Consider the following 22,621-nt stretch of genomic DNA (forward strand, 5'->3'; position numbering starts at 1 on the left):
GCCCTAGGTGCACGCGCAGGCAAGTCTCCGCACACCGGCGCACTGTGACACCTCTGTGACACGGGCGGGGGGCGGTCCTGACCTCTCTTGCGAGAGGGTTGCAGGTGTCGATGGCGACGGAAATTTCCTCTGAATCGGGCAGATGGCCAATAGGGTCGCGTCGTATGAAGGGAAATGTCCTCGCCGTTGCGTTAGCCATTCCGTTTTCGTTTTTCGCGGGGTGCTCGTCCGCGGACACCGCTGATCTCCCTGAGGTCGACTGGGGCGAATACGCGTCAGACGTGCAGGACCGGATCGACGGACTAGCCAACTCTGCTGACTGTGCGGGGCTTCAAACACAGTTCGACAACGCCGACGCGAACGGCAGTGTGGACCTGATGAGCTACATCGATGTCAAGCTCCGCGATGCAGGCTGCTACTGACAGGGTGCGCCGCATCTTCCGCCGACGGCGATTCGGGGTACCGCGTCTGCGAATCTCGGCGGCTCAAAACGTCTCCCTCGGTCAGGCACATCCGTAATCTGGCGAACGTGACGAGCGAACTTGGACGGCTGGTTGTCAGTGATCTGCGGTATTTGCAGAGGCAGTGGTCCAGCGTCGACCGGTTGGAGGAGGACAACCTGCGGCGAGATTCGGCGACGCTGCGGCGACTATTGATCGACAACGGAAATGGTTTGCTTACGAATTACTGGAAGTCGCTCGGGCACAAGGGCCAGATCAAGGTCACCACGGTAGACATGAGGGCCTACCTCGAAGGCGTTGACTTGAAGGCGTTGCAGTTCGCAGGGGCAGGTGGCGCGAGGAATGGCGGGGCGCAAGTCTCAGCAACCTTGGTGAGCTCGAAGGTGCTGACCGAGGAGGAGATTAGAAATCGCTACGAGCGGGCGACCGATGGTCCACCGACGAGGACCTCAACCCTGTCAACGTTCCTCGATTCGACGGGTATTCGAGTCGCCGGCGTAGCAGTAAGCCGCCGTAACATCATTCAGTTCGTGGGCAATCGCCTTGGTGGGGTCCACTTCGACGAGACGCGCGGTCACGCGAAGGCGCACGTGGCAGAGCAGTTCGCCGCCTTGGATTCGGCAGTTGAGATGAAGGTGGCTGACTTGAATGCGATCTACTTCGAGTTGCTTTCAATCGGCCAGTCAGTGCTGGATTCGGAGCAGGTCCAAGAGTTGATGCTCGACTGACCACCGGGCAGCGACTCGGCCTGGCGCACAGTCGGCCGACGGCACCGTCTTCACAGGGCAGACGACTCGCAGGCGGCCGTACGCGCATGAGGTGTATTACCGCGCCATCGCCGCGGCTGTCGTCAAGGCGGGGCTGCCCGTCGGAACCTCATCGCACGACTTGCGCCACCATTACGTCTCCGTGCTGCTGGACGCTGGCGAGTCCGTCGTGACCGTTGCCGAGCGAATTGGCGACACACCCGCGATGGTGTTGGCCGTATACGGTCACATGATGCCGAACACGGAGGATCGCACCCGGCGCGCGGTCGATTACGCGTGGACCAAAGCAAGCAGGAGTCTCGTCACCCAGTAAATCGACCCACCCATGCTTCGCCGGGCGCGGGAAATGCCTGGCAAGATGACGCTCGTGTTGCTCTGCTATGTCGACGAATCCAACCACGGTGACTTCCATGGTTTTGCTGCCCTGCTCGCGGACGAGCACGCGACTAAGGCTCTCACCGACGACTTGAACCGGATTATGAGCCAGGCGTCAGTCGACTTCGGCATACCAAGGACGACCGAATTCCACGCGCATCCGATGTTCCACGGCAAGGACGAGTGGAGCAACGTCGGTGCACGGGCGCGAGTTGGCCTCTTCTTCAAGGTGGTCAACGCCATCACCTCAGCGGATGTCACGATGATTCTTCGGTCGGTTGACAACCGCCTGCTTAAGGCGCGGCAGGCGCGCGAGAACTACCGCGTTCATTTTCCGGCTGAGCAGGTCTGCTTTCAGCACATCCTCCAGCGGGCGAATCGAGTGGCAAAGCGGCAAGACACCTACGCCCTCATGATCGCGGACAACCGTAGCGATCGCGAGCGGCACAGAGAGCGCTTTGCCACTTACCAAACGTCTGGCACACCTGGCGTCTACATGCATACGACTCTCGAGCGCCTACTCGATACCGTGCACTTCGCTCCCAGCCATCAATCCCGCATGCTTCAGGCCGCTGACATGCTCGCGTTCATCTACCGAAGGCGTATGACGGTCTTCGAGCAGGACATCCGGTCCGAGCAAGCCATGGCGAAGTTATGGGGGCGCATCATCGACTGCGGGAAGCTCTGTGACGTGGGTTCTTGGCCGTAGCGCACGACAGCCCCGTCATGGACGGGGCTGAAGGCGGTGCGGGCGGCGCTTGCGCTGCGGCCTGCAATCCTGAATGTAGCAGCGATGCCCGACAGAATCACGAGCCCCCTCCCCGGAGCCTTTAGTGAGTTGTTGTGACACCTGGGTGACACAGGGCCGCCCTACACCGTCCCGTGAGTGCGGATCTGCCTGGTTGTCGCCGTTCCCCTGGTACTACTGACCTGACGCGTTGCGCAGGTCGCCGCCACGGAGCAAGGAACCGTTGTGCTCGCCAGCTGGTGGAGACATCGGCGAGACAGGGAGCCGTGGTGTGTGTATCGTTCTTCGATAACATCGATTATCGATAAACCGAGGGCGACATGACCACTTCCAGCGTCGATAGAAGAGCCCGCATGCGTGTGGTCGAGGGGGTGATCCTCGTCGTCGTGCTGATCAGTCTTGGCGCGGGGTTGTCGATGCTCCTGGGGCCGAACGGCCTCCGACTGCTCAACTTCGAGCCGCAGTGGCCGGTGGTCGGGGCGAGCCAGTACGAGATGTCGGTGGAGACGCAGTTCGCAGAAGGTGCTGGGGTCCTGGTGCGGGGTGCGCCGACGTGGCGCGACACGGAGACGGGAACCGTGGACGCCCGCACCGGCGGCAGGCCGGTGGAGGTGACCGGGCCGTTCTTCGGCCAGGTCGGCTTCCCGGCTCCCTCGCTGGCGCAACGGCTGCTGTGGGTGTCGTGGCGTGCCTCGGCCCCGTTGCTTGCCGCCGGAGCGCTGTGGTTGGTCCTGCTCATCGTTCGCTCTGTGCGAGAGGGTGATCCGTTCACGGAGGCCAACGCACGCCGGTTTCGCTTGCTCGCGGGGGTGGTGGCGGTCGGCGGCACGCTCATCTCCGTCCTGGGAGCCGTGCTGCGCCGCTGGCTGCTGGACAGCTCCGGCGCGAGCAACATCGTGGCGCGGGACTGGTCGATCTCCTGGGTGCCGGTGCTGGCCGGCCTGCTGATCGCTGTCCTCGCCCAGGTGTGGGGCCACGGGGTGGCGATGAGGGACGAGCTAGAGGACGTGGTGTAGGCGTGCCGGTCGAGGAGCCGCACCGCATCGTGTGCCGGCTGGACAGCCTCCTGGAGACGCGCGGGATGACCCTGACAGAGCTCGCCCGCCGGGTGGACGTGACTCTCGCGAACCTCTCCAAGCTCAAGAACAACCGAGCAAAGGCGGTTCGCTTCTCCACGCTGACCGCGATCTGCCGCGAGCTCCAGTGCCAACCCGGCGACCTCCTCAACCTGGAGGAATGAAGCAGGGGAGCCGGTCTCGACCTGCAATCGGAGCCTCCGGGTGGCGTCGCTCAGGTACCTTGCGCCGATGAGCGGATCATCGGAGGACGCCGGCCTGACCACCACCCAGCTGTTTCGCCTGGCGTGGGTTCTCGGTCTGGCCGCCGTCGTCTCCTGCGGAGTTCTCGGCCGGCACGCCGCGGACCACGATCGGGTGCAGTCGGTGCAGCTCGTCTGGCTCGCCGTCGGTGTCGTCGCGGCTGTCTTCTCGGGCTGCTGCGCTGTGCTCGTGGGGGTGAGGTCCGCGGAGGCGCGCCTCAACTCGAGTCCGGCTCCTCCGAGCGCGGCGCAATCCCCAGTATCTCGTCGATCTCAGCCTGAGTGAGCGGTCCGGCTGCCGCGGACGCCCGCAGGACCAGCTCGATGGTGAGGTCGGCCTCGTCGAGCCGCTCGGCGTCGAACGGCAGCTCAGCGAGGTCGAAGTCGAACGGATCGAGATCCATGTCGTTTCACCAGCCAAGGTGCGCAGGAATCGTGGCGGTCCCGTGACTGGAAGCCCGATACAACCAGCACTCTTTCCCGGTGCCGCGTATCGAAACGTGCGGGGCCGGCTCTTCTGTCAGGATGAAGACCGTGACCCCGTCCGGCCTCCGGCCCGCTCTCGGCCGGATCTCGAGCATATGGCGCTACCCGGTCAAATCGCTCGTCGGTGAGGAAATCTTGTCCGTGCACGTCGACGAGCGGGGCCTGCAGGGCGACCGGCTGTGGGCGGTGCGCGACCCGGACGGCAGGCTCGGCAGCGGCAAGTCCACGCGCCGGTTCAGCAAGATGGACGGCCTCCTCCAGCTCGCGGCGCGGGCGGACGGCGACGTACCCGCCCTCTCGTTCCCCGACGGACGGGTGCTGCGCGGCGACGACCCGGCGGTCCACGCGGCGCTCTCCGCGCACCTCGGGCGCCCGGTCGCCCTCGCCCGCGAGCAGGATCTCTCGCACTTCGACGAGGGGCCAGTGCACCTGGTGACGACCGCCAGCCTGCGGGCCCTGGAGCAGGGACAGGGTGCGGTCGTGGAGCCGCGCCGGCTGCGCCCCAACCTGGTGCTCGAGACCGACGCCGGTCCGGCCTTCCTGGAGGACGACTGGGTGGGACGCCAGGTGGAGATCGGCGAGCGGCTGGTCCTGGCGATCCGGGCGCCGATGCCGCGCTGCGTGATGATCACGCTCCCGCAGGCCGAGCTCGCGGCCGAGCCGCACCTGCTCAAGACGCTCGGCGAGCTCAACGACGCGCAGATCGGGGTGGTCGCCGACGTCGTCGTGCCCGGCCCGGTCGCAGTCGGCGACCAGGCGCGCCTCGTGGGCTGAGTGTCGTGGTCGGGATCAGGCGCCGGCGGCGTCGGAGCACTGGTCGCCCCGGGTGCTGGCGACGAAGTCCCTGACCACGTCGGCGAACCGGTCCGGCTCGTCGAGGTGCGGGAAGTGACCGGCGCCCTGGAAGAGCTCGACGCGACACTGCGACATCGCCTGCTGGGCGCTGATCGCGTGCCAGGCCGGGATCATCCGGTCCCGGGAGCCCCAGACGATCAAGGTCGGGACCGGGCACGCGTCGGGCAGGTAGTCGTGGGCGCTGACGCTCTGGCCGCCCGGGTCGATGACCGAGCGGGTGGTGGCCAGGAAGGCACGCCGGCTCTCCCCGTCACCCAGCGAGGTGAAGCCCTGCCAGATCGCGGTGATGTCGGAGCCGGGCTTCCAGCCGACCTTGGACAGCAACCGTCCGGCGCTCTCCGCGCGGCCCCGCACCCAGCGCGACGCGATCACCGGAAGGACGTACTCCGCGCCCGGGAGGGTCGCGGAGCGCAGGATCGGGTTCACCTCGCGGCCCAGGCCCCCGCTGGCCACGAGGACGAGGCGCTCCACCCGCTCGGGGAAGAGGTAGTAGAACTCCATCGCGATGCCGCCGCCCAAGGAGTGCCCGACCAGGGTGACCCGGTCGATGCCCAGCCGGTCCAGCAGGTCGCGGAGCGTGGCGGCGTGGCCGCCGAGCGAGTAGTCGCCCATCGGCTTGGCCGAGTGTCCGTGACCGAACAGGTCCGGCACCAGCACCCGGTGGTTGTCGTCGAGCCGGTCGATGAGGTGCGACCAGTTGCGGTGCGAGCCGAGGATCCCGTGGATGAACAGCAGCACCTCGCCCTTGCCGCTGTCGAGGTAGGAGAGCTCGTGGCCGTGCAGCGTCACGTGACGGACGGTGAACGGCTCCATGACCTCTCCTCGACCAGCCTCGGACAACCTCGGACACCTCGGCCCACGTGGTGTCGCCGGACTCGCTCGACTACCAACTTACCCGACAGTAGCCTGCCCGTCCCTCCGTCGACGAGTCCGTCCGGGCCCCGCTGCCGGGCACCTGGCAGAGTCGACCTCATGACCGACGAGCCGCTCACCCGCTGGCAGCAGCTCTCCCAGGGCCTCACCGGCGACGACTACCAGGCCCGCTTCGCCGAGCTCGCGGCCCGCGGCGAGGACGTGCACGGCGAGGCGTCCTTCGTGTCCACCCTGGTCGGGCCGGGCGCCCGGCTGCTGGACGCCGGCTGCGGCACCGGCCGGGTCGCCATCCGGCTGGCCGAGCTCGGCTACGACGTGGTCGGCGTCGACGTGGAGGAGTCGATGCTCGCGGTGGCCCGCCGTGAGCGGCCGGCCACCACCTGGCTGCGCGGTGATCTCGCCGACCTGCCCGCCGGGGTGGTCGAGCGGGCGCCGTACGACCTGGTGCTGATGGCCGGCAACGTCGTCCCGCTGCTCGCGCCCGGCACCCTGCCGGCGGCGGTCGCCGGCCTGGTCGCCACGCTGCGCCCCGACGGCCTGCTGGTGGCGGGCTTCGGTCTGGACCGCCTGCACCTGCCCCAGGGCTGCCCGGTGACCCCTCTGGAGGAGTACGACGAGGCCGCGGAGGCCTCCGGCCTGCGCCCGGTGGACCGGTTCTCGACGTGGCAGGCGGCGCCGTACGCCGAGCGTGGCGGCTATGTCGTCCGGGTGCACCGGCGCGACCGCTGACCTTCGGCCTGTGACGCGCGTCGCAAATGACGCGCGTCCCCGGCCCGGTGCCCTACGTTGCCAAGCGTGAGGATCGCAGTCGCCAAGGAGACCCGCGCGGGGGAGACCCGCGTCGCGCTCGTGCCCGAGCTGGTCGGCAAGCTGACCGCCCTGGGCTACAGCGTCGTCGTCGAGCCGGGTGCCGGGGCGGGTGCGCTGCACGCCGACGAGCAGTACGTCGCGGCCGGGGCGGAGGTCTCCGAGCAGGCGCTCGAGGGCGCCGCGCTCGTCGTCTCGGTGAACCCGCTCGACCCGGGCCGCGTGCGGATGCTCCCACCGGGCACCGCCACGGTCTCCTTCCTGCCGGTCAACCAGAGCCTGGACCTGGTGGCCGACCTGCGCGACTGCGGCGTCACCGCCTTCGCGATGGAGCTGGTGCCGCGGATCTCCCGCGCCCAGTCGATGGACGCGCTCTCCTCGCAGTCGCTGGTCTCCGGCTACCGCTGCGCGATCGTCGCCGCCGGGCTGCTGCACCGGTTCTTCCCGCTCAACATGACCGCCGCCGGCACCATCCCGCCCGCGCAGGTCGTCGTGCTCGGCGCCGGCGTCGCCGGGCTGCAGGCGATCGCGACCGCGAAGCGACTGGGCGCGGTGGTGAAGGCCTACGACGTCCGCGCCGCCGCCGCCGAGGAGATCCGGTCGATGGGCGCCCAGTCCATCGACCTGGAGCTGGAGACCCTCGAGGGGACGGGCGGCTACGCCCGCGAGATGACCGAGGACCGCGCGGCACGCCAGCGCGACCTGCTGACGCCGTACATCGCGGCCGCCGACGCGCTGATCACCACCGCCGCCGTCCCCGGCCGGCAGGCCCCGATGCTGGTCACCGCCGAGATGGTCGAGCAGATGTCCCCCGGCTCGGTGGTCGTCGACCTCGCCGCCGAGAGCGGCGGGAACGTCGAGGGGTCGCTGCCCGGCCAGGTGGTCCGGATCGGTCACGCGCAGGTGTGGGGCGGCGCCAACGTCCCGGCCCAGATGCCCGGCCCCGCCTCGCGGCTCTACGCCCAGAACGTCGTGAACCTGGTGACCCTGATGACCCGCGACGGCGGGTTCGCCCCCGACTTCGAGGACGAGATCGTCCTCGGCTCGTGCGTCACGCACGGCGGCGTGGTGCGACACGAACCCACCCGGCTCGCCCTGGAAGGAGGACCGGCATGAGCGAGGAAGTCGTCTGGCTCACCATCTTCGTGCTCAGCGTCTTCGTCGGCATCGAGGTCATCTCCAAGGTCTCCTCGACGCTGCACACCCCGCTGATGTCCGGGGCGAACGCGATCCACGGGATCATCCTGCTCGGCGCGATCATCGTCGCCGGCACCGCCGACTCGACGCTCGCGCTCGTGGTCGGCCTGGTCGCGGTGGTGCTCGCCGCGGTCAACATGGTCGGCGGCTTCGTGGTCACCGACCGGATGCTGCAGATGTTCACCCGCAAGAAGCCGGCGCAGCCGCGGGGGGAGGGCCGATGACGACGCCGACCTGGGTCCAGCTGGTCTACCTGGCCTGCGCGGTCTGCTTCATCCTGGCGCTCAAGGGCCTCTCCGGCCCGCGCACCGCCCGCGGCGGCAACCTGATCGGCGCCGCGGCCGCGGTCGTCGGCTGCGCGGTGGTCTTCTTCTACCTCGACCTGGACCACGTCGGCTGGATCCTCGGCGCGATCGCGGTCGGCACGGCGATCGGCTTCGTCGGCGCGCAACGGGTGCAGATGACGCAGATGCCGCAGATGGTGGCGCTGTTCAACGGCGTCGGTGGCGGGGCCGCCTCGCTGGTGGCGCTGCTCGAGCTCGAGCACATGACCGGCCGCGAGGCAGGCTGGTTCGAGCTCGCCGCGACTGCGTTCACCATCGTGGTCGGCGCCATCTCGTTCTCCGGCTCGGTGATCACCTTCCTCAAGCTGCAGGAGCTGATGACCTCCCGGCCGGTGGTCTTCCCCGGGCTGCCGGTGCTCTTCGCCGCCGGCCTGCTCGGCGCGGTCGTGCTCGCGGTGCTCACCGTCGCCGACCCGTCCACGGCCACCGGTGTGGTGCTCGGCCTGCTCGGCCTGCTGGTCGGGGTGCTGCTCGTGCTGCCGGTCGGCGGCGCCGACGTACCCATCGTGATCTCGCTGCTCAACGCGTTCACCGGCCTGACCGTCGCGGCCGGCGGCTACGTGCTGGGCAACACCCTGCTGCTCGTGGCCGGCACCCTGGTCGGGGCGTCGGGTTCCTTCCTCACCAAGCTGATGGCCGCGGCGATGGGCCGCTCGGTCGTCAACATCCTGTTCGGGGCGCTCAAGGGCGGCTCGACGCTCGGCGCCGGCGAGGCCTCGGACCGGCCGGTGCGCTCGGCCAGCGCCGAGGACGTCGCGATCCTGCTCGGCTACGCCTCCAAGGTGATCGTCGTGCCGGGCTACGGCCTCGCGGTGGCCCAGGCGCAGCACACCCTGCGCGAGCTCGTCGACGTGCTCGGTGAGCGCGGCACCACCGTCGACTACGCCATCCACCCGGTCGCCGGCCGGATGCCCGGCCACATGAACGTGCTGCTCGCCGAGGCCCAGGTGCCCTACGAGCAGCTCAAGGAGATGGACGACATCAACGGGGAGTTCCGGCAGACCGACGTCGTCCTCGTCGTCGGCGCCAACGACGTGGTCAACCCGGCCGCGAAGACCTCCCCCGGGGCGCCGATCTACGGCATGCCGATCCTGAACGCCGACGAGGCCAAGCAGATCGTCTTCCTCAAGCGCTCCATGCGACCGGGCTTCGCCGGCATCGAGAACGAGCTGCTCTTCGACCCCAAGACCACGCTGCTGTTCGGCGACGCCAAGGACACCCTGGGCAAGCTGCTGTCCGCGGTGAAGTCGCTCTGAGCGCTCGCGCCTGGCTAGACTCCCGGCCGGGAGGGACCCCGATCCGCGACTGATGTTTGCTGGAGGTCCTGCAGATGGCTGACGACGACGACCGGCTGGCGCGCCCCGACGGCCACCGCTACGACGCACCCGAGTCGCAGGACGAGACCCGCTCCAAGAGCTGGGACTACCTCGTCCTGGGCCTCCTGGTGGTGGTGATCATGCTGCTGGTCGCCACCGGCAAGGTGCCGGTCTTCAACTTCTGAGCGGCCGGCGCGGGTTGCGGCTCGCCGGCTCCCGGGTCGGCTGCTGGGTTGGTTCTTGGGCGGCTACTGGGCGACGCCGTACAACCGGTCGCCGGCGTCGCCGAGCCCGGGAACGATGTAGCCCTTCTCGTTCAGCCGCTCGTCCATGCCCGCGGTCACCACGCTGACCGGTACGCCGATCCCGTCGAGATCGCGCTCCAGGCGCTCGCAACCCTCGGGGGCGGACAACAGGCAGATCGCGGTGATGTGGTCGGCGCCGCGGTCGGTGAGGAACCTGATCGCGGCGGCGAGCGTGCCGCCGGTGGCCAGCATCGGGTCGAGCACGTAGCACTGGCGCCCGGACAGGTCCTCGGGCAGCCGCTCGGCGTACGTCGCCGCCTCGAGCGTCTCCTCGTTGCGCACCATGCCGAGGAAGCCGACCTCGGCCGTGGGCATGAGGCGCATGAAGCCCTCCAGCATGCCGAGCCCGGCCCGCAGGATCGGCACCACCAGCGGCTTCGGCGAGGCCAGCCGGACCCCCTCGGCCTCGGCCACGGGGGTGCGCACGGTGACCGGCTCGACCCGCACGTCACGCGTCGCCTCGTAGGCCAGCAGCGCCACCAGCTCGTCGGCGAGCCTGCGGAAGGTCGGCGAATCCGTGCGCTCGTCGCGCAGCGTGGTGAGCTTGTGGGCGATCAGGGGGTGGTCAGCCACGTGGATGCGCATGGGGCTCAACCTACTGCCCGGACTCTCCCTGGTGCGACGACGGGCAGCGTGCCACCATCAGGGTTGGTAGGCAGCGTGTCCACCAGCCGAGGAGGCCGCATGAGCGCCGAGTTCGACGCCAACGCAGAGGGTGTCGACTTCGCCCTGGTCGCCTATCGCGAGGAGGGTGTCTGGCAGGTCCAGGAGCTCGCCGCGGAGGACGCCGCCGACCTGGACCGCTTCGCCCAGGAGCTGCGTCGGTTCCCGGGGGACGGCGGTGCGCTCGGGCTGGTCTCGATCGACGAGGACTTCTTCCTCCTGGTGCGCGTGCTCGGCCCGCAGGTCAAGATCCTGCTCAGCGACGTCACCGCCGCCACCGACTGGCCGATCGCCCGCGCCGCCGTGGACGCGCTCGAGCTGCCGGTGCCCGACGACGACGACGAGCAGCTGCCGGGTGGTGACGTCTCGATCGTCGCCGACCTCGGCATGGGGCCCATGGACATGGGCGCGCTGCTCGACGACGTGGGCCTCTACCCCGACGAGATGCTCGGCGACATCGCCGCCCGGCTCGGCTTCGGGTCGCTCTTCGACGAGACCATCGGGGTCAGCGCCGGCTGACGATGGGAACCTCCGACCTCTGGGCCGCCCCGATGCAGGAGGCCCTCGCCGAGGCGCGTGCGGCGCTGGCCACCTCCGACGTACCCATCGGCGCCGTCGTGCTCGACCCCGTCGGCGCGGTGATCGGGCGCGGCCGCAACGAGCGCGAGGCGTACGCCGACCCGACCGCGCACGCGGAGGTCGTGGCGCTGCGCGAGGCCGCGCGGTCGCGGGGCGAGTGGCGGCTCGACGGTTGCACGCTGGTGGTCACGCTCGAGCCGTGCACGATGTGCGCCGGTGCGCTGGTGCTCGCCCGGGTGCAGCGGCTCGTGTTCGGCGCGTTCGACGACAAGGCCGGCGCGGTTGGGTCGCTCTGGGACGTGGTCCGCGACCGGCGGCTCAACCACCGGCCCGAGGTGATCAGCGGCGTGCTGGCCCACGAGTCGACCGACCTGCTGCTGGACTTCTTCGCCGGTCACCGTGGTGACCGGGCCTGATTTCGACCGAACGCCCGGTTCCGGTACCCTCGTCGGCGGTGGCGTGTCCGAGCGGCCTAAGGAGCACGCCTCGAAAGCGTGTGTGGGTGCAAGCCCACCGTGGGTTCAAATCCCACCGCCACCGCCATGGGCTACAGACGAGAAATCTGTACCCGAGCAGACGAAAGTCCGAGGAGCGCCGCTCCGGAGTCCCGCACACGGGGTCGCCGGGGCGGCGTTCTCCGTTTCTGGGCGTGGTTGGGGTCCGAGCGATCGACAGAGTCGCCCTGCTTGTCACGAGGCGGATTCGGCAAGGTGGAGCAGGTACCGCATGCCGGGAGCGTAGGAACCGTCTCCCATTCGATACTCAGCGTGCGTCTCGGCGACGACGAACCCGGCGCGCTCGAGCACGGATCGGGAGGCCCGGTTGTCCCTGGCGACATTCGCTCGAACGGTCGAGAGCCCAGGGCCGGAGGACGTGAAGGCCCAGGTGGTTACCGCCGTGACTGCGGTGGTCATCCAGCCCCGCCCACGACCCTCCGGGTGCAGCCAGTAGGAGAGGCTCATCGTGGCGTCTTCCCGGTCCGACAGGGCCACTTTGCCCACCAGCCGGTCCTGCGCGTCAGCCATGGCCCACGCCCAGTAGGGGTCGAGGTCTCCGACCGCGGTGTCATCCGGACCGGACAGATCCCGAAGCGCGTCAGCCTCGGTGTAAGGGTCGGGAACCCCGTGCATCCAGTAGCGGACATGGTCGTCGTTGAGCGCCTCCGCGAACCGTGCCGCATCGTCAGGGTGCAGAGGACGCAGGCTGAACCCGCAGTCCTCCGGCAACCCTGCTCCTGAGCGGAGAGTCATGACGGCCATCTCAGGGCCGCAGGCGGAGCGTGCCGCTGCTGAAGTCGACGACCGCCCCCTCCTGGACCAGCAGTTCGCAGCCGAGGAAGCCGTCGATCGCGCCGGACGGCCGCGGACGGTTGGCATACGCGTAGAGGTCCCAGCTGACGGCACCCGGGACGGGTCGCGGCCGGCCGTCCAGATCCACGGTCCACGAGCCCTCGACCGGCCGGACGTCCACGACGCTGCCCGTCGGTCCGCCATCGCTGTCGACCACCGGGCCGAGCCCGAGCCCGAGGCGGTCGGCGGCGACGGTGTCGACGACGACGCCGGCGACTGTCGACACCACGAAGCGCACGGGCTGACCGGCGGCGGTGCTCACGACGACGTACGCCTGCCAGTCCTCGTCCCACACCAGGCTCGTGCCGGCTGCGGGCGGACCGTCGAAGTGCAGGCGGCCACGGCCCAGGTCGACGACGGCACCGCGCTCGCGCAGCCAGCCGACGCCGAGCATGCCGTCGACCGGCTCGTCCTGCGGTACGTCGAACACCGCGATCTCGACGCCGTCGGCAACGTCGTTGCCGACCCGGAGGCTCGCCGTCGCGGTGGTCCGGCCCCGGCTGCCGAGCTTGCCGACCTCCTCGATGCCGTAGTCCGCGCGCTCGACCGGCGCGAGCCACAGGCCGGTGCGGGCCGCGACGTCGTGGGTCACCATCGCCCGGAAACCCGCGTTGGAGTGCACCATGAGGCTGACGGCATGGCCGTCGACCTCGGCGGCCACGAACGGTCGCAGTCCCGAGACCTGCCGGAAGGTCAGCTCGACGCCGTCTCGGTGCACGGCGCGACCCTACTGGTCCCCCACCCCGCGAAGCGGTCACCACCCGCCGGCGATGAGGGCGGGGGCGCCTGCGGGGACGCGGCGCGGAGGGCGCCGTACCGCCGGACAGGCACTTCCCATGGAGTTCTGACGCTTCCCTGGGGCCTCAACCCATGGGAAGCATCAGATCTCCTGCATACCGTGGTAATCGGGAGGCGGCAGGGGCCCGTGGGGCGGAGGGGGCGGAGGGGGCCGGGGGCAGGTTCGGGGGTCTGGACCAATACAGGCGCTTTGCTTCACGGCCCCGGGTTCGGGGTAAAACTGAGGGGTGGATTACTCAGGCAGCGCCGCGGCGCACCGCGTCACCGAGCAGGTGGCCGAGGTGGTCGCGGAGGTGCGTCCGCGGATGCGCGGCTGGCTGCACGCGGCCGCCGCCCCGCTCGCGCTGATCGGCGGGATCCTGCTGGTCGCGCTCTCCCCGCCGGGCAGCGTCCGGATCGGGTCGGCCATCTTCACCGGCTGCGCGCTGCTGCTGTTCAGCGTCTCGGCGACGATGCACCGCGGTGGCTGGTCGCCGCGCACGAACCTGGTGCTCACCCGGATCGACCACGCCAGCATCTTCCTGCTGATCGCGGGCAGCTACACACCGTTCAGCCTGATGCTGCTGGAGGGGACCGACCGCGTGGTGCTGCTCTGCATCGCCTGGGGCGGCGCCGCCATCGGGATCGCGTTCCGGCTGTTCGTCCCGGACGCGCCGCGCTGGGTCTACACCCCCGTCTACATCGCGCTCGGCTGGGCGTCGGTCTTCTTCGCCGGCGACTTCGCCCGCTACCCCGGCACGGCGGTCGTCGTGCTGCTGGCCCTGGGCGGCTTCCTCTACACCCTCGGTGCGGTGGTCTACGGGTTCCGCCGGCCCAACCCGGTGCCGCAGTGGTTCGGTTTCCACGAGGTCTTCCACTTCCTCACCGTCGTCGCGTTCGCCGCGCACTACGCCGGTGTCTCCATCGCCGCGTACTCCCTGCGCTGACCGGTCCGCATGCGGATCGCGTTGACGGGTATGGCGTGAGCCTTGCCCACGACGCGACACGAGGAGACCGACGATGAAGGCAGTGACCTGGCAGGGCGTCCACGACATGCGGGTGATCGAGGTCCCGGACCCGCGCATCGAGGAGCCCACCGACGCGGTTATCAAGGTGACCTCCTCGGGGCTGTGCGGCTCCGACCTGCACCTCTACGAGACCCTGGCGCCGTTCATGGAGGCCGGCGACATCGTCGGTCACGAGCCGATGGGCATCGTCGAGGGGGTGGGTAGCGCCGTCACCTCGCTGAAGGTCGGGGACCGGGTGGTCGTCCCGTTCAACGTCTGCTGCGGGTCGTGCTGGATGTGTGAGCGCAAGCTCTACAGCCAGTGCGAGACCACGCAGAACCACGAGCACGGCACGGGAGCCAGCTTCTTCGGCTACAGCAAGCTCTACGGGCAGGTGCCCGGCGGTCAGGCGGAGTACCTCCGCGTGCCGTTCGCCGACTTCCTCCCGGTCAAGGTGCCGCAGGGGCCCTCGGACGATCGCTTCCTCTTCCTCTCCGACGTGCTGCCGACCGCCTGGCAGGCGCTGCAGTACGCCGACGTCCCCGACGGCGGCACCCTGCTCGTGCTCGGCGCCGGCCCGATCGGCGACATGGCGGCCCGGATGGGCGTCCGCGCGGGCCACCGCGTCATCTCGGTCGACCGTGTCCCCGAGCGGCTGGCGCGCGTGGAGCAGTACGGCGCCGAGATCCTCGACCTCGACGAGGCGGAGAAGGTCTCGGGAGTGGCCGAGGTGGTCCGGGAGTGCACCGGTGGCCGCGGCGCCGACGCGGTCATCGACGCGGTGGGGATGGAGGCACACGGCTCGCCGGCCGCGGCGACGCTGCAGAAGTTCGTCGGGATGCTTCCCGACGCGCTCGCCGAGCCGATGCTGAAGCAGGCCGGCGTGGACCGGATGGCCGCGCTGTACACCGCGATCGACTCGGTGCGCCGCGGCGGCACCATCTCGGTCGCCGGTGTCTACGGCGGCGCCCTGGACCCGATGCCGATGTTCCAGATGTTCGACAAGCAAGTGCAACTGCGGATGGGGCAGGCGAACGTACGGGCCTGGACCGACCAGCTGCTGGGCATGCTGACCGAGGAGGACGTCTTCGGCGTCGAGTCCTTCGCCACCCACCACCTCCCGCTGGACGAGGCGCCGAACGCCTACGAGCACTTCCAGAAGAAGGAGGAGGGCATGGTCAAGGTGGTCTTCCGACCCTGACCCGCACCCTCCAGCGGTTCCGGGCGGTTGGCCCGGCTCGGGACGTCCGCCGCCCGGTCACGGCTCAAGGGCCCTGTGGCCGGGCGGCGGCTTCGTCCCAGGGTGGAGTCAGCAACGACACCAGTCCGGGAGGGATCCGAGATGAGCCACACCACCCGCAGCAGGATCGCCGGGGCCGCGCTCGCGCTGGCGACGGCAACGACGGGGCTGCTCGCGCTGCCGGGTCAGGCGGCCCAGGCCTCGGGAGAGCGCGAGCTCGACACCGCGCTGCACAGCACCCGGGCCTACCCCCGGGCGGCCGGGCACGCGGAGTACGAGTCCGGCGGCGGCCACCGCGAGCTGTCGGTCCATCTCAGGGGTGTGCGCGCGCTGGCCGGCAAGACCGTGCGCGTCTCGGTCCACGGCGACTTCGTCGGCCGGATGCGGGTCTCGCAGTACGGCCGTGCCCACCTCGAACGGCACTCCGGGGTGCCCCGCTGCTTCGCCGGGACGCGCGTGAAGGTGACCCGGTCCGGCACGGTGGTCGCCTACGGCAGGTTCCACCGCGAGCGGCACCACGACGACGACATGGGCTACGGCATGGGGTACCGCATGCGGTAGCGACCTACGTCCGGCTGCGTCACCGGGAGCGGCTGGCGGACCTGTGGCCGCGCTCAGACCTCGGTCGGTCGTCGGTGAGCAGGCGCAGCGAGCCGCGGTCCTGCGAGCCGCCCGACGCGGTCCGGGCGAACGACTGCTGGGCGGTCGAGATCACGGCCCAGAGCCGGCGGCCGTCCGGCAGCTCGTCGACGCCCCACCCGGTGGTGAGCCGGTCGATGAGCAGCTTGGAGAGGTACTGCCGCTGAGGGTCGACGTCGACCTCCGAGGTGCTGCGGTCCTCGAGGGCGATCAGCAGGCTGTCCTGCCAGCACTCGAGGCTCACCGCCAGCGACGCCGGGCCGGAGCTGCGGGCATCGGTGACAAGCTCGGTGGCGACCACGCACGCATCGAGCTCGAGATGGCCTGCGTGGCTGCGGCACAGGTTCTGACGCACCAGCTGGCGGATCTGCCAGGTTCCTGGCGTCTCCGTGGTCATCACCAGGTGAAGTCCCGGTGTCTTGTCGCACATGCCGCACCCCCGTGCCTGCATCACTCCCCGTCGCCCCGATTGCCCGAGACGCTCTCCGCCTCACGATCCTGCTCGTGTTCGGCCGCCCTGACCAGGGGTTCTGGAGTATTTCACCTTCGTGCGTGTCGTCAGGTCTTGTGACGTTCGTCCGCTTCGTCCGGATTGGCGCGCTGCCACGCGGCGAACTCCGCGGCCGGCAGCGTCACCCGTGACATCTCCTCGCCGCCGTCGCAGCGCAGCAGCGCCAGCGTGACCCCGGCGGCGTCCCGGTGCGCGACCTCCCAGGAGCCGCCGAAGGCGAGCCAGCGCTCCAGGACGCCGCGAGGATCCTCGCTCATGCCCCGTCGGCCAGCTCTGAGAGCGGCACCGAGGTGTCCTGCAGCGAGGGCACGTCGACCGACCGGCCGACCAGGGCTCGGATCGCGTCGGTGGCGTCCCAGTCGTTGGCCTGCATCCCGGCCAGCACCCGGCCCTCGCGCAGCCAGAACGCGGTGAACGGGTCGCTGCCCGCGCTCGGCTCGCCGCGCACCACCACGGCGTCGTACCCCTGGGCGCCGACGTGCCCGACGTACTCCATGCCGAGGTCGTACTGGTCGGTGAAGAAGTACGGCATCCGGTCGTAGGCGACACTCTCGCCGGCCAGGTTGCGTCCGGCCGCGGTGCCCTGCTCGACGGCGTTGTCCCAGTGCTCGACGCGGACCCGCTGACGCAGCAGCGGGTGCCAGGCGGAGGCCACGTCGCCGGCGGCGAAGACGTCGGGGTGCGAGGTCCGCAGGTGCTCGTCGACGACGATCCCGTTGTCGACCTCGAGCCCGGCCTCGGAGGCCAGCGCGGTGTCCGGGACGACGCCGATCCCGACGACCACCAGGTCGGCCTCCAGCGTGGACCCGTCCCCGAGGCGTACGGCGGCGCCCGCACCGGCCGCTGCGACGCCCTCCATCGAGGTGGCCAACCGCAGGTCGACGCCCTGGCTGCGGTGCAGGGCCGCGAAGATCCGGGCGACCTCGGGACCGAGCACCCGCAGCAGCGGCAGCTCCAGCGGCTCCACCACCGTGACCTGGGCACCGGCGTTGCGGGCGGCGGCGGCGACCTCCAGGCCGATCCAGCCGCCGCCGACGACGACGATCCGGGCCTCGGGGCGCAGCGCGGCGCGGAGCCGGTCGCTGTCGTCGACCGAGCGGAGGTAGGCCACCGGGGCGCCCGAGGAGTCGGCCATCGCGAGCCGCCGGGGGACCGCGCCGGTGGCCAGCAGCAGCCGCTCGTAGCGCAGCGACTCCGCACCGATCCGCACCTCGTGGCGCTCGAGGTCGAGGGCGGTCACCGTGACCCCCCGGCGCAGGTCGACCTGGTGCGCGGCGTACCAGCCCTCGTCGTGCACGACCGCGTCCTCGAAGGGCGCCTTGCCCATCAGGTAGTCCTTGGACAGCGGCGGCCGCTCGTAGGGCAGGTGCGGCTCCGCGCCCACCAGCACCACCTCGCCGCCGAACCCGGCGGCCCGGGCGGCCTCGACGGCCTTGGCGCCGGCGAGCCCGCCGCCGACGACGACGAGGGGACCTGTGTCAGCGCTCATGGTTCCAACCTAGCCGTCGGCCCCCTCACAGCGCGCCGGGCAGCCACTTCTCTAGCCGCTCCAGGGCCTCGGCCACCTCGGCGGTGCTGCCGGCGAAGGAGAAGCGCAGGAAGCGGTTCCCCGCCTCGGTGTCGAAGTCGATGCCCGGAGCCGTCGCCACGCCGGTCTCGGCGAGCAGCCGGTGGCAGAGCGCCATCGAGTCCTCGGTGAGGTGGCCGACGTCGGCGTAGGCGTAGAACGCCCCATCGGCCGGGGCCAGCCGGTCGATCCCCAGCCGGGGCAGACCCTCGAGCAGCAGCGCCCGGTTCTCGGCGTACCGGGTCACGTGGCCGTCGCACTCGGCGTAGGACTCCTCGGTGAACGCCGCGACCGCCGCGTGCTGGGAGAGCACCGGCGGGCAGATCGTGAAGTTGCCGGTCAGCACGTCGACCGGTCGGCGCAGCCGCTCCGGCACCAGCATCCAGCCGATCCGCCACCCGGTCATCGAGAAGTACTTGGAGAACGAGTCGAAGACCACCGCCTCCCGGGAGGTCTCCCAGGCCGAGGAGCCGAGCCGCGGGGTGGCGTACTCGATCCCGTGGTAGATCTCGTCGCTGATCAGCTGGACGCCGTTGCCCTCGCACCAGCGGGCCAGCCCGGCCAGCTCCTCGGGGCGCAGCATGGTGCCGGTGGGGTTGGCCGGGCTGGCCACCACCAGCCCCTGCACGGGACGGTCGGCCTGCAGCTCCTCCAGCATCGCCACGGTCGGCTGGTAGCGGGACCCGGGGCCGGTCGGCAGCTCCACGACCTCGCAGCCGAGGGCGGTCAGGACGTTGCGGTAGCAGGGGTAGCCCGGCCGCGCGATCGCCACCCGGTCCCCGGCCTCGAAGGCGGCGAGGAACGCCAGCAGGAACCCTCCGGAGGAGCCGGTGGTGACCACGACGTCAGCGGGGTCGACGTCGATGCCGTGCCGGCGTGCGTGGTGGCCCGCGATCGCCTCGCGCAGCTCGGGGATCCCGGAGGCCACGGTGTAGCCGAGCACGTGCTGGTCCAGCGCACGCCGGGCTGCCTCGCGCACCGGCCCCGGAGCCGGGGTGGAGGGCTGGCCCGCGACCAGGTTCAGCAGGTCGCCGTGGCTGCGCTGCCGCTCGGCGGCGGCGGCGAGCAGGTCCATGACGTGGAAGGGGGGTACGGCGGCGCGGGCGGCCACCTGCAAGGTCTGCACTCGGTCACGGTATCCGTGCAAGCATGAGCGCCATGCCCGACCGCTTCGCGCCGGTGCGCCAGGTCTTCGCCGAGATCGTCGCCGCCTCGTCCGGCACCGGCTCGGCCTTCGCCGCGTGGCACGACGGCCACTGGGTCGTCGACGTCTGGGGCGGCTTCGCCGACGCGGCCCGCACCCGCCCCTGGCAGCGGGACACGCTGGTGATGCCGTACTCGGTGACCAAGCCGTTCGCCGCCCTCTGCGTGCTGCTCCTCGTCGATCGCGGGAAGGTCGACCTGGACGCGCCGATGACGACGTACTGGCCGGCCCTGCCCGGCGGCGCCACCGTCCGGCAGGTGCTCGACCACACCGCGGGACACGTGCTGCTCGAGGCGCCCGCACCGACGGAGGCCTTCTACGACTGGCACCTGATGTGCCGGCTGCTCGAGCGGCAGCAGCCGGCCTGGCCGCCCGGGGACGGCGTCGGCGAGTCGGCGCTGTTCTACGGCCACCTTCTCGGCGAGGTGGTGCACCGCGTCGACGGCCGCACCCTCGGCGGGTTCCTGCGCGAGGAGGTCTGCGGGCCGCTCGGGCTGGACTTCCACGTCGGGGTCCCCGAGCAGGACCTGGGCCGGGTGGCGGACCTGACCGGCTACGGCGAGGAGTTCCGGCGGCGCGGCGAGTCCGGCGACGGGTTCATGATGCGGGCGCGGGCCAACCCACCGGGGGCGTACGACCCGGCGGTGGTGAACGGTGCGGCGTGGCGACGTGCGGAGGTGGCCGCGGTCAACGGGCACGGGACCGCGCGGGCGGTGGCCGGGCTCTACGCCGCGCTGGCCACCGGCCGGCTGCTCTCGTCGACCTTGCTCGCGGAGATGACCGCGGTCTCGGCGCACGGCGAGGACCGGGTCGTCGGCGAGGTCCGCGACTGGGGCCTCGGCGTCGCCGTCGACGCCGACGGGTTCGGGATGGGCGGCACCGGTGGGAGCGTCGGCTGGTGGAGCGACGTCGGTCAGTACGCCCTCTCCTTCGTCACCGGTGACGTGGCCGGACACGACCGCGTCGACCGCCTGGAGAACACGCTGCGCGAGGTCCTCGGGCTGCCGCCGCTGTGAGCGCGACCGGTCACCCGTTCGGGCTATGGCGTGCGTGCGCGACCCCGGGCGACGCTTCTCCGCAGGGGCGGTCGGTGCGTATGCCCTGGGTGCACTGCGCTTCCTCTCGGTCGCGGCCGCCCTCGTCCATCCCCCGACGAGGGCGGTCGCTCCGCCTTCCCCCACCCCTACACTGAGGCCGCCTGCCCCGACTGATGGCGAGGTGCCAGTGAGCTTCGACGTGCATCAGCTGGACATGGTCCTCCTGATCGGCGCCGTCGTCATGCTCGTGGCGATCCTCGCGGTGCGGCTCTCGGTCGGTGTCGGCCTGCCGAGCCTGCTGGTCTACCTCTTCATGGGCGTGCTGCTCGGTGAGGCCGGAGCGGGGATCCGCTTCGAGGACGCCAACGTCGCGCACGCGTTGGGCTTCGCCGCGCTGGTGCTGATCCTGGCCGAGGGCGGCCTGACCACGAGCTGGTCGGAGATCCGGCCGGCCATGAAGCTCGGGGTGTCCCTGGCCACGCTCGGCGTCACGGTCAGCGTCGGCATCATGGCGCTGGGAGGGCACTACCTGTTCGGCCTGGAGTGGCAGCTCGCGATCCTGCTCGGGGCGGTCACCTCGCCGACAGACGCCGCGGCGGTGTTCTCGGTGCTGCGTCGGGTGCCCCTGCCGCGCCGCCTGACCGGCGCCCTCGAGGCGGAGTCCGGCCTCAACGACGCGCCGACCGTCCTGCTGGTCACCCTCGTCAGCTCCGGGACCGCCCTGGACCACGGGGTGCTCGGCTTCGCCGGCATCGTCGTCTACGAGCTCGTGCTCGGCGTGGTCGCCGGGCTGGCGGTCGGCTTCGGCGGCGCCTGGGTGATGCGCCGCGTGGCGCTCCCGTCCTCGGGCCTCTACCCGCTGGCGGTGCTGGCACTGACGGTGCTGGCGTACGCCGGCACCGCGGCGCTGCACGCCTCGGGGTTCGCCGCCGTCTACGTCGCGGCACTCGTGCTGGGCAACAGCGAGCTGCCGCACCGCGCCGCCACCCGGTCCTTCGCCGAGGGGGTCGCCTGGCTGGCCCAGATCGGCCTGTTCGTGATGCTCGGGCTGCTGCTCTCGCCCGGCCGGATCTCGTGGAGCCACGTGCTCCTGGCGGTGCTGGCCGGGCTGCTGCTGACCTACGTCGCCCGACCGCTCTCGGTCTTCGCCTGCTGGTTCGCGCTGCCGCTGTCGCTGCGCGAACGGCTCTTCGTCTCCTGGGCGGGGCTGCGCGGCGCCGTACCCATCGTGCTCACCACGATCCCGCTGGCCGCCGACGTGGAGGGCTCGCAGGAGCTGTTCGACATCGTCTTCGTGATGGTCGTGATCTACACGCTGCTGACCGGCCCGACGCTGCCGCTGGTGGCGCGGCTGCTCGGCGTCGCGCAGCGCGACGAGCCGCGGGACCTCGAGGTGGAGGCGGCGCCGCTCGAGCGGATCGCCGCCGACCTGCTCCAGGTGAGCATCACGCGACGCTCACGGCTGCACGGCGTCGAGGTCGGGGAGCTCCGGCTGCCCCTCGGCTCGTCGGTCTCCCTGGTGGTCCGCGAGGGACACACGCTGGTCCCGGACACCCGGACGGTGCTGCGACAGGGGGACGAGTTGCTGGTGGTGACCCCGCGCAAGCTGCGGGAGCAGACCGAGGAGCGGCTCCGGGCGGTGTCGCGCCGGGGCAGGCTCGCGCACTGGCTCCAGGAGCCCTAGCCGGCGGCGGCGCTGGGCGGGCACACCTCGAGCGGCTCGGCGACCCTGACCGTGCGGTTCGCGCGGGCCAGCTTGCCGAGGTCGTCGCCGACGACCACGTCGACGCCGTCGGGGGCGAAGTCCCTCTTGAGCGTGCGCACCACGGTCCGGGGGCCGAAGTTGCTGGCGACCAGCCGGCCGGCGGCCTCTTCGCCCTTGATGATCCACACCTGCACCCGCGCCACCTTGGCGCGGGGGTGTTGTCGACCTCGCCCGCGAGGAAGCCACGGTTGGTCAGCGCGTTGAGCGTCTTGCCGGCCAGGCCCTCCTTGTCGCCGGCGTTGAACACGTTGACCACGACGTCCTCGGAGCGCAGCCGCTGGCCCTTGTCCAGCGTGCGGCAGCTCGTCGACGGCTCGGCGCTCGGGTTCTCCGTGCTGATCGGCGCGAACAGACGGTTCACCCCGACGACGAGGCCGAGCACCAGGATGCCGAGCAGCACCAGGAGGGTCACCCCGGTGGTGACGTGACGG

30 protein-coding genes, 1 tRNA gene and 1 pseudogene are annotated in these 22,621 nt (G+C 70.8%); 21 read left to right on the forward strand and 11 right to left on the reverse strand.

Annotation, left to right across the window (positions count from 1 at the left end; genetic code table 11):
* The first annotated feature begins 164 nt into the window (after positions 1 to 164).
* The 6 genes from H9L09_RS09995 (at position 165) to H9L09_RS10020 (ending at position 3,591) form a co-directional block, all read left to right on the forward strand.
* A complete protein-coding gene (locus tag H9L09_RS09995; RefSeq protein WP_187580438.1) occupies positions 165 to 422 on the forward strand; it encodes a hypothetical protein in 258 nt (85 codons plus the stop codon).
* Positions 423 to 529: 107 nt separating this feature from the next.
* Positions 530 to 1,189, forward strand: coding sequence for a hypothetical protein (locus H9L09_RS10000; RefSeq protein ID WP_187580439.1), 660 nt, complete (start codon positions 530 to 532; stop codon positions 1,187 to 1,189).
* A 91-nt stretch (positions 1,190 to 1,280) separates the two neighbouring features.
* Positions 1,281 to 1,541 carry a site-specific integrase gene (locus H9L09_RS10005; protein WP_187580440.1) on the forward strand — a complete coding sequence of 87 codons (261 nt, stop codon included), beginning with the start codon at positions 1,281 to 1,283 and terminating at the stop codon, positions 1,539 to 1,541.
* A gap of 45 nt (positions 1,542 to 1,586) precedes the next feature.
* Positions 1,587 to 2,312, forward strand: a complete 726-nt coding sequence (locus H9L09_RS10010) for a DUF3800 domain-containing protein (RefSeq protein ID WP_187580441.1) — start codon at positions 1,587 to 1,589, stop codon at positions 2,310 to 2,312.
* Positions 2,313 to 2,671: 359 nt separating this feature from the next.
* A complete protein-coding gene (locus H9L09_RS10015) occupies positions 2,672 to 3,367 on the forward strand; it encodes a DUF2975 domain-containing protein (protein WP_187580442.1) in 696 nt (231 codons plus the stop codon).
* A 2-nt stretch (positions 3,368 to 3,369) separates the two neighbouring features.
* Positions 3,370 to 3,591 (forward strand): helix-turn-helix domain-containing protein, encoded by a 222-nt coding sequence (locus H9L09_RS10020; RefSeq protein WP_187580443.1) that lies wholly within the window; start codon positions 3,370 to 3,372, stop codon positions 3,589 to 3,591.
* A gap of 296 nt (positions 3,592 to 3,887) precedes the next feature.
* On the opposite strand, the gene H9L09_RS10025 is transcribed toward H9L09_RS10020, so the two are convergent.
* Positions 3,888 to 4,073 (reverse strand): hypothetical protein, encoded by a 186-nt coding sequence (locus H9L09_RS10025; RefSeq protein WP_187580444.1) that lies wholly within the window; start codon positions 4,071 to 4,073, stop codon positions 3,888 to 3,890.
* A gap of 121 nt (positions 4,074 to 4,194) precedes the next feature.
* On the opposite strand from H9L09_RS10025, the gene H9L09_RS10030 reads away from it, so the two are divergent.
* Entirely contained in the window at positions 4,195 to 4,929 is a 735-nt protein-coding gene (locus H9L09_RS10030; RefSeq protein WP_187580445.1) for an MOSC domain-containing protein, read from the forward strand.
* 15 nt (positions 4,930 to 4,944) lie between these two features.
* Here the strand turns inward: H9L09_RS10030 and H9L09_RS10035 are convergent, their stop codons facing one another.
* Positions 4,945 to 5,823, reverse strand: coding sequence for an alpha/beta fold hydrolase (locus tag H9L09_RS10035; RefSeq protein ID WP_187580446.1), 879 nt, complete (start codon positions 5,821 to 5,823; stop codon positions 4,945 to 4,947).
* A gap of 159 nt (positions 5,824 to 5,982) precedes the next feature.
* On the opposite strand from H9L09_RS10035, the gene H9L09_RS10040 reads away from it, so the two are divergent.
* The 5 genes from H9L09_RS10040 (at position 5,983) to H9L09_RS10060 (ending at position 9,732) form a co-directional block, all read left to right on the forward strand.
* Positions 5,983 to 6,612, forward strand: coding sequence for a class I SAM-dependent methyltransferase (locus tag H9L09_RS10040; protein WP_187580447.1), 630 nt, complete (start codon positions 5,983 to 5,985; stop codon positions 6,610 to 6,612).
* Positions 6,613 to 6,678: 66 nt separating this feature from the next.
* Positions 6,679 to 7,806 (forward strand): NAD(P) transhydrogenase subunit alpha, encoded by a 1,128-nt coding sequence (locus tag H9L09_RS10045; RefSeq protein ID WP_187580448.1) that lies wholly within the window; start codon positions 6,679 to 6,681, stop codon positions 7,804 to 7,806.
* Complete coding sequence (locus tag H9L09_RS10050) at positions 7,803 to 8,111, forward strand: NAD(P) transhydrogenase subunit alpha part 2 (RefSeq protein WP_187580449.1); 309 nt, start codon at positions 7,803 to 7,805, stop codon at positions 8,109 to 8,111. The genes H9L09_RS10045 and H9L09_RS10050 overlap by 4 nt, the downstream gene beginning before the upstream one ends.
* Entirely contained in the window at positions 8,108 to 9,487 is a 1,380-nt protein-coding gene (locus tag H9L09_RS10055; protein WP_187580450.1) for an NAD(P)(+) transhydrogenase (Re/Si-specific) subunit beta, read from the forward strand. Before H9L09_RS10050 ends, H9L09_RS10055 begins: the two co-directional genes overlap by 4 nt.
* A gap of 74 nt (positions 9,488 to 9,561) precedes the next feature.
* Positions 9,562 to 9,732 (forward strand): hypothetical protein, encoded by a 171-nt coding sequence (locus H9L09_RS10060; protein WP_187580451.1) that lies wholly within the window; start codon positions 9,562 to 9,564, stop codon positions 9,730 to 9,732.
* A 63-nt stretch (positions 9,733 to 9,795) separates the two neighbouring features.
* Here the strand turns inward: H9L09_RS10060 and upp are convergent, their stop codons facing one another.
* Positions 9,796 to 10,437, reverse strand: a complete 642-nt coding sequence (upp, locus tag H9L09_RS10065) for a uracil phosphoribosyltransferase (RefSeq protein ID WP_187580452.1) — start codon at positions 10,435 to 10,437, stop codon at positions 9,796 to 9,798.
* A gap of 99 nt (positions 10,438 to 10,536) precedes the next feature.
* Between upp and H9L09_RS10070 the strand changes: the two genes are divergently transcribed.
* From H9L09_RS10070 to H9L09_RS10080, 3 genes are all read left to right on the forward strand, one after another.
* Positions 10,537 to 11,034: a tRNA adenosine deaminase-associated protein gene (locus H9L09_RS10070; RefSeq protein WP_187580453.1), complete on the forward strand. Its 498-nt coding sequence runs from the start codon at positions 10,537 to 10,539 to the stop codon at positions 11,032 to 11,034.
* 2 nt (positions 11,035 to 11,036) lie between these two features.
* Positions 11,037 to 11,510 (forward strand): nucleoside deaminase, encoded by a 474-nt coding sequence (locus H9L09_RS10075; protein ID WP_246456398.1) that lies wholly within the window; start codon positions 11,037 to 11,039, stop codon positions 11,508 to 11,510.
* Between the two features lie 37 nt (positions 11,511 to 11,547).
* Positions 11,548 to 11,637, forward strand: a tRNA-Ser gene (locus H9L09_RS10080).
* Positions 11,638 to 11,783: 146 nt separating this feature from the next.
* Here the strand turns inward: H9L09_RS10080 and H9L09_RS10085 are convergent.
* Both H9L09_RS10085 and H9L09_RS10090 read right to left on the reverse strand, forming a co-directional pair.
* Entirely contained in the window at positions 11,784 to 12,320 is a 537-nt protein-coding gene (locus H9L09_RS10085) for a GNAT family N-acetyltransferase (protein WP_187580454.1), read from the reverse strand.
* A gap of 34 nt (positions 12,321 to 12,354) precedes the next feature.
* Complete coding sequence (locus H9L09_RS10090) at positions 12,355 to 13,161, reverse strand: pepsin/retropepsin-like aspartic protease family protein (protein ID WP_187580455.1); 807 nt, start codon at positions 13,159 to 13,161, stop codon at positions 12,355 to 12,357.
* 307 nt (positions 13,162 to 13,468) lie between these two features.
* Between H9L09_RS10090 and trhA the strand changes: the two genes are divergently transcribed.
* From trhA to H9L09_RS10105, 3 genes are all read left to right on the forward strand, one after another.
* Complete coding sequence (trhA, locus tag H9L09_RS10095) at positions 13,469 to 14,167, forward strand: PAQR family membrane homeostasis protein TrhA (protein ID WP_246456399.1); 699 nt, start codon at positions 13,469 to 13,471, stop codon at positions 14,165 to 14,167.
* 73 nt (positions 14,168 to 14,240) lie between these two features.
* Positions 14,241 to 15,428, forward strand: coding sequence for a zinc-dependent alcohol dehydrogenase (locus H9L09_RS10100; protein WP_187580456.1), 1,188 nt, complete (start codon positions 14,241 to 14,243; stop codon positions 15,426 to 15,428).
* Positions 15,429 to 15,569: 141 nt separating this feature from the next.
* Complete coding sequence (locus H9L09_RS10105; RefSeq protein WP_187580457.1) at positions 15,570 to 16,028, forward strand: hypothetical protein; 459 nt, start codon at positions 15,570 to 15,572, stop codon at positions 16,026 to 16,028.
* 19 nt (positions 16,029 to 16,047) lie between these two features.
* Here the strand turns inward: H9L09_RS10105 and H9L09_RS10110 are convergent, their stop codons facing one another.
* From H9L09_RS10110 to H9L09_RS10125, 4 genes are all read right to left on the reverse strand, one after another.
* Positions 16,048 to 16,503, reverse strand: a complete 456-nt coding sequence (locus H9L09_RS10110; RefSeq protein ID WP_187580458.1) for an ATP-binding protein — start codon at positions 16,501 to 16,503, stop codon at positions 16,048 to 16,050.
* Positions 16,504 to 16,664: 161 nt separating this feature from the next.
* A complete protein-coding gene (locus H9L09_RS10115) occupies positions 16,665 to 16,874 on the reverse strand; it encodes a hypothetical protein (protein ID WP_187580459.1) in 210 nt (69 codons plus the stop codon).
* Positions 16,871 to 18,106, reverse strand: a complete 1,236-nt coding sequence (locus H9L09_RS10120) for an NAD(P)/FAD-dependent oxidoreductase (protein ID WP_187580460.1) — start codon at positions 18,104 to 18,106, stop codon at positions 16,871 to 16,873. Before H9L09_RS10120 ends, H9L09_RS10115 begins: the two co-directional genes overlap by 4 nt.
* Positions 18,107 to 18,131: 25 nt before the next feature.
* Positions 18,132 to 19,310 carry a pyridoxal phosphate-dependent aminotransferase gene (locus tag H9L09_RS10125; RefSeq protein ID WP_246456400.1) on the reverse strand — a complete coding sequence of 393 codons (1,179 nt, stop codon included), beginning with the start codon at positions 19,308 to 19,310 and terminating at the stop codon, positions 18,132 to 18,134.
* A 23-nt stretch (positions 19,311 to 19,333) separates the two neighbouring features.
* Between H9L09_RS10125 and H9L09_RS10130 the strand changes: the two genes are divergently transcribed.
* Together H9L09_RS10130 and H9L09_RS10135 are read left to right on the forward strand one after the other, a co-directional pair.
* On the forward strand, positions 19,334 to 20,404 hold the full coding sequence (locus H9L09_RS10130) for a serine hydrolase domain-containing protein (protein WP_187580461.1): 1,071 nt from the start codon (positions 19,334 to 19,336) through the stop codon (positions 20,402 to 20,404).
* A gap of 235 nt (positions 20,405 to 20,639) precedes the next feature.
* Positions 20,640 to 22,109: a potassium/proton antiporter gene (locus H9L09_RS10135; protein WP_187580804.1), complete on the forward strand. Its 1,470-nt coding sequence runs from the start codon at positions 20,640 to 20,642 to the stop codon at positions 22,107 to 22,109.
* Here the strand turns inward: H9L09_RS10135 and H9L09_RS10140 are convergent.
* Together H9L09_RS10140 and H9L09_RS22780 are read right to left on the reverse strand one after the other, a co-directional pair.
* Positions 22,106 to 22,324 carry a hypothetical protein gene (locus H9L09_RS10140; protein WP_187580462.1) on the reverse strand — a complete coding sequence of 73 codons (219 nt, stop codon included), beginning with the start codon at positions 22,322 to 22,324 and terminating at the stop codon, positions 22,106 to 22,108. The genes H9L09_RS10135 and H9L09_RS10140 overlap by 4 nt on opposite strands.
* A 65-nt stretch (positions 22,325 to 22,389) precedes the next feature.
* Positions 22,390 to 22,446: pseudogene (locus H9L09_RS22780) on the reverse strand (hypothetical protein); the annotation flags it as partial.
* Here H9L09_RS22780 and H9L09_RS22040 point away from each other — a divergent pair.
* Complete coding sequence (locus H9L09_RS22040) at positions 22,430 to 22,618, forward strand: hypothetical protein (protein WP_246456401.1); 189 nt, start codon at positions 22,430 to 22,432, stop codon at positions 22,616 to 22,618. The pseudogene H9L09_RS22780 and the gene H9L09_RS22040 sit on opposite strands and share 17 nt — an antisense overlap.
* The last annotated feature ends 3 nt before the right edge of the window (positions 22,619 to 22,621 follow it).

The sequence above is a fragment of the Nocardioides mesophilus genome, from assembly GCF_014395785.1.
Classification (GTDB): domain Bacteria; phylum Actinomycetota; class Actinomycetes; order Propionibacteriales; family Nocardioidaceae; genus Nocardioides_B; species Nocardioides_B mesophilus.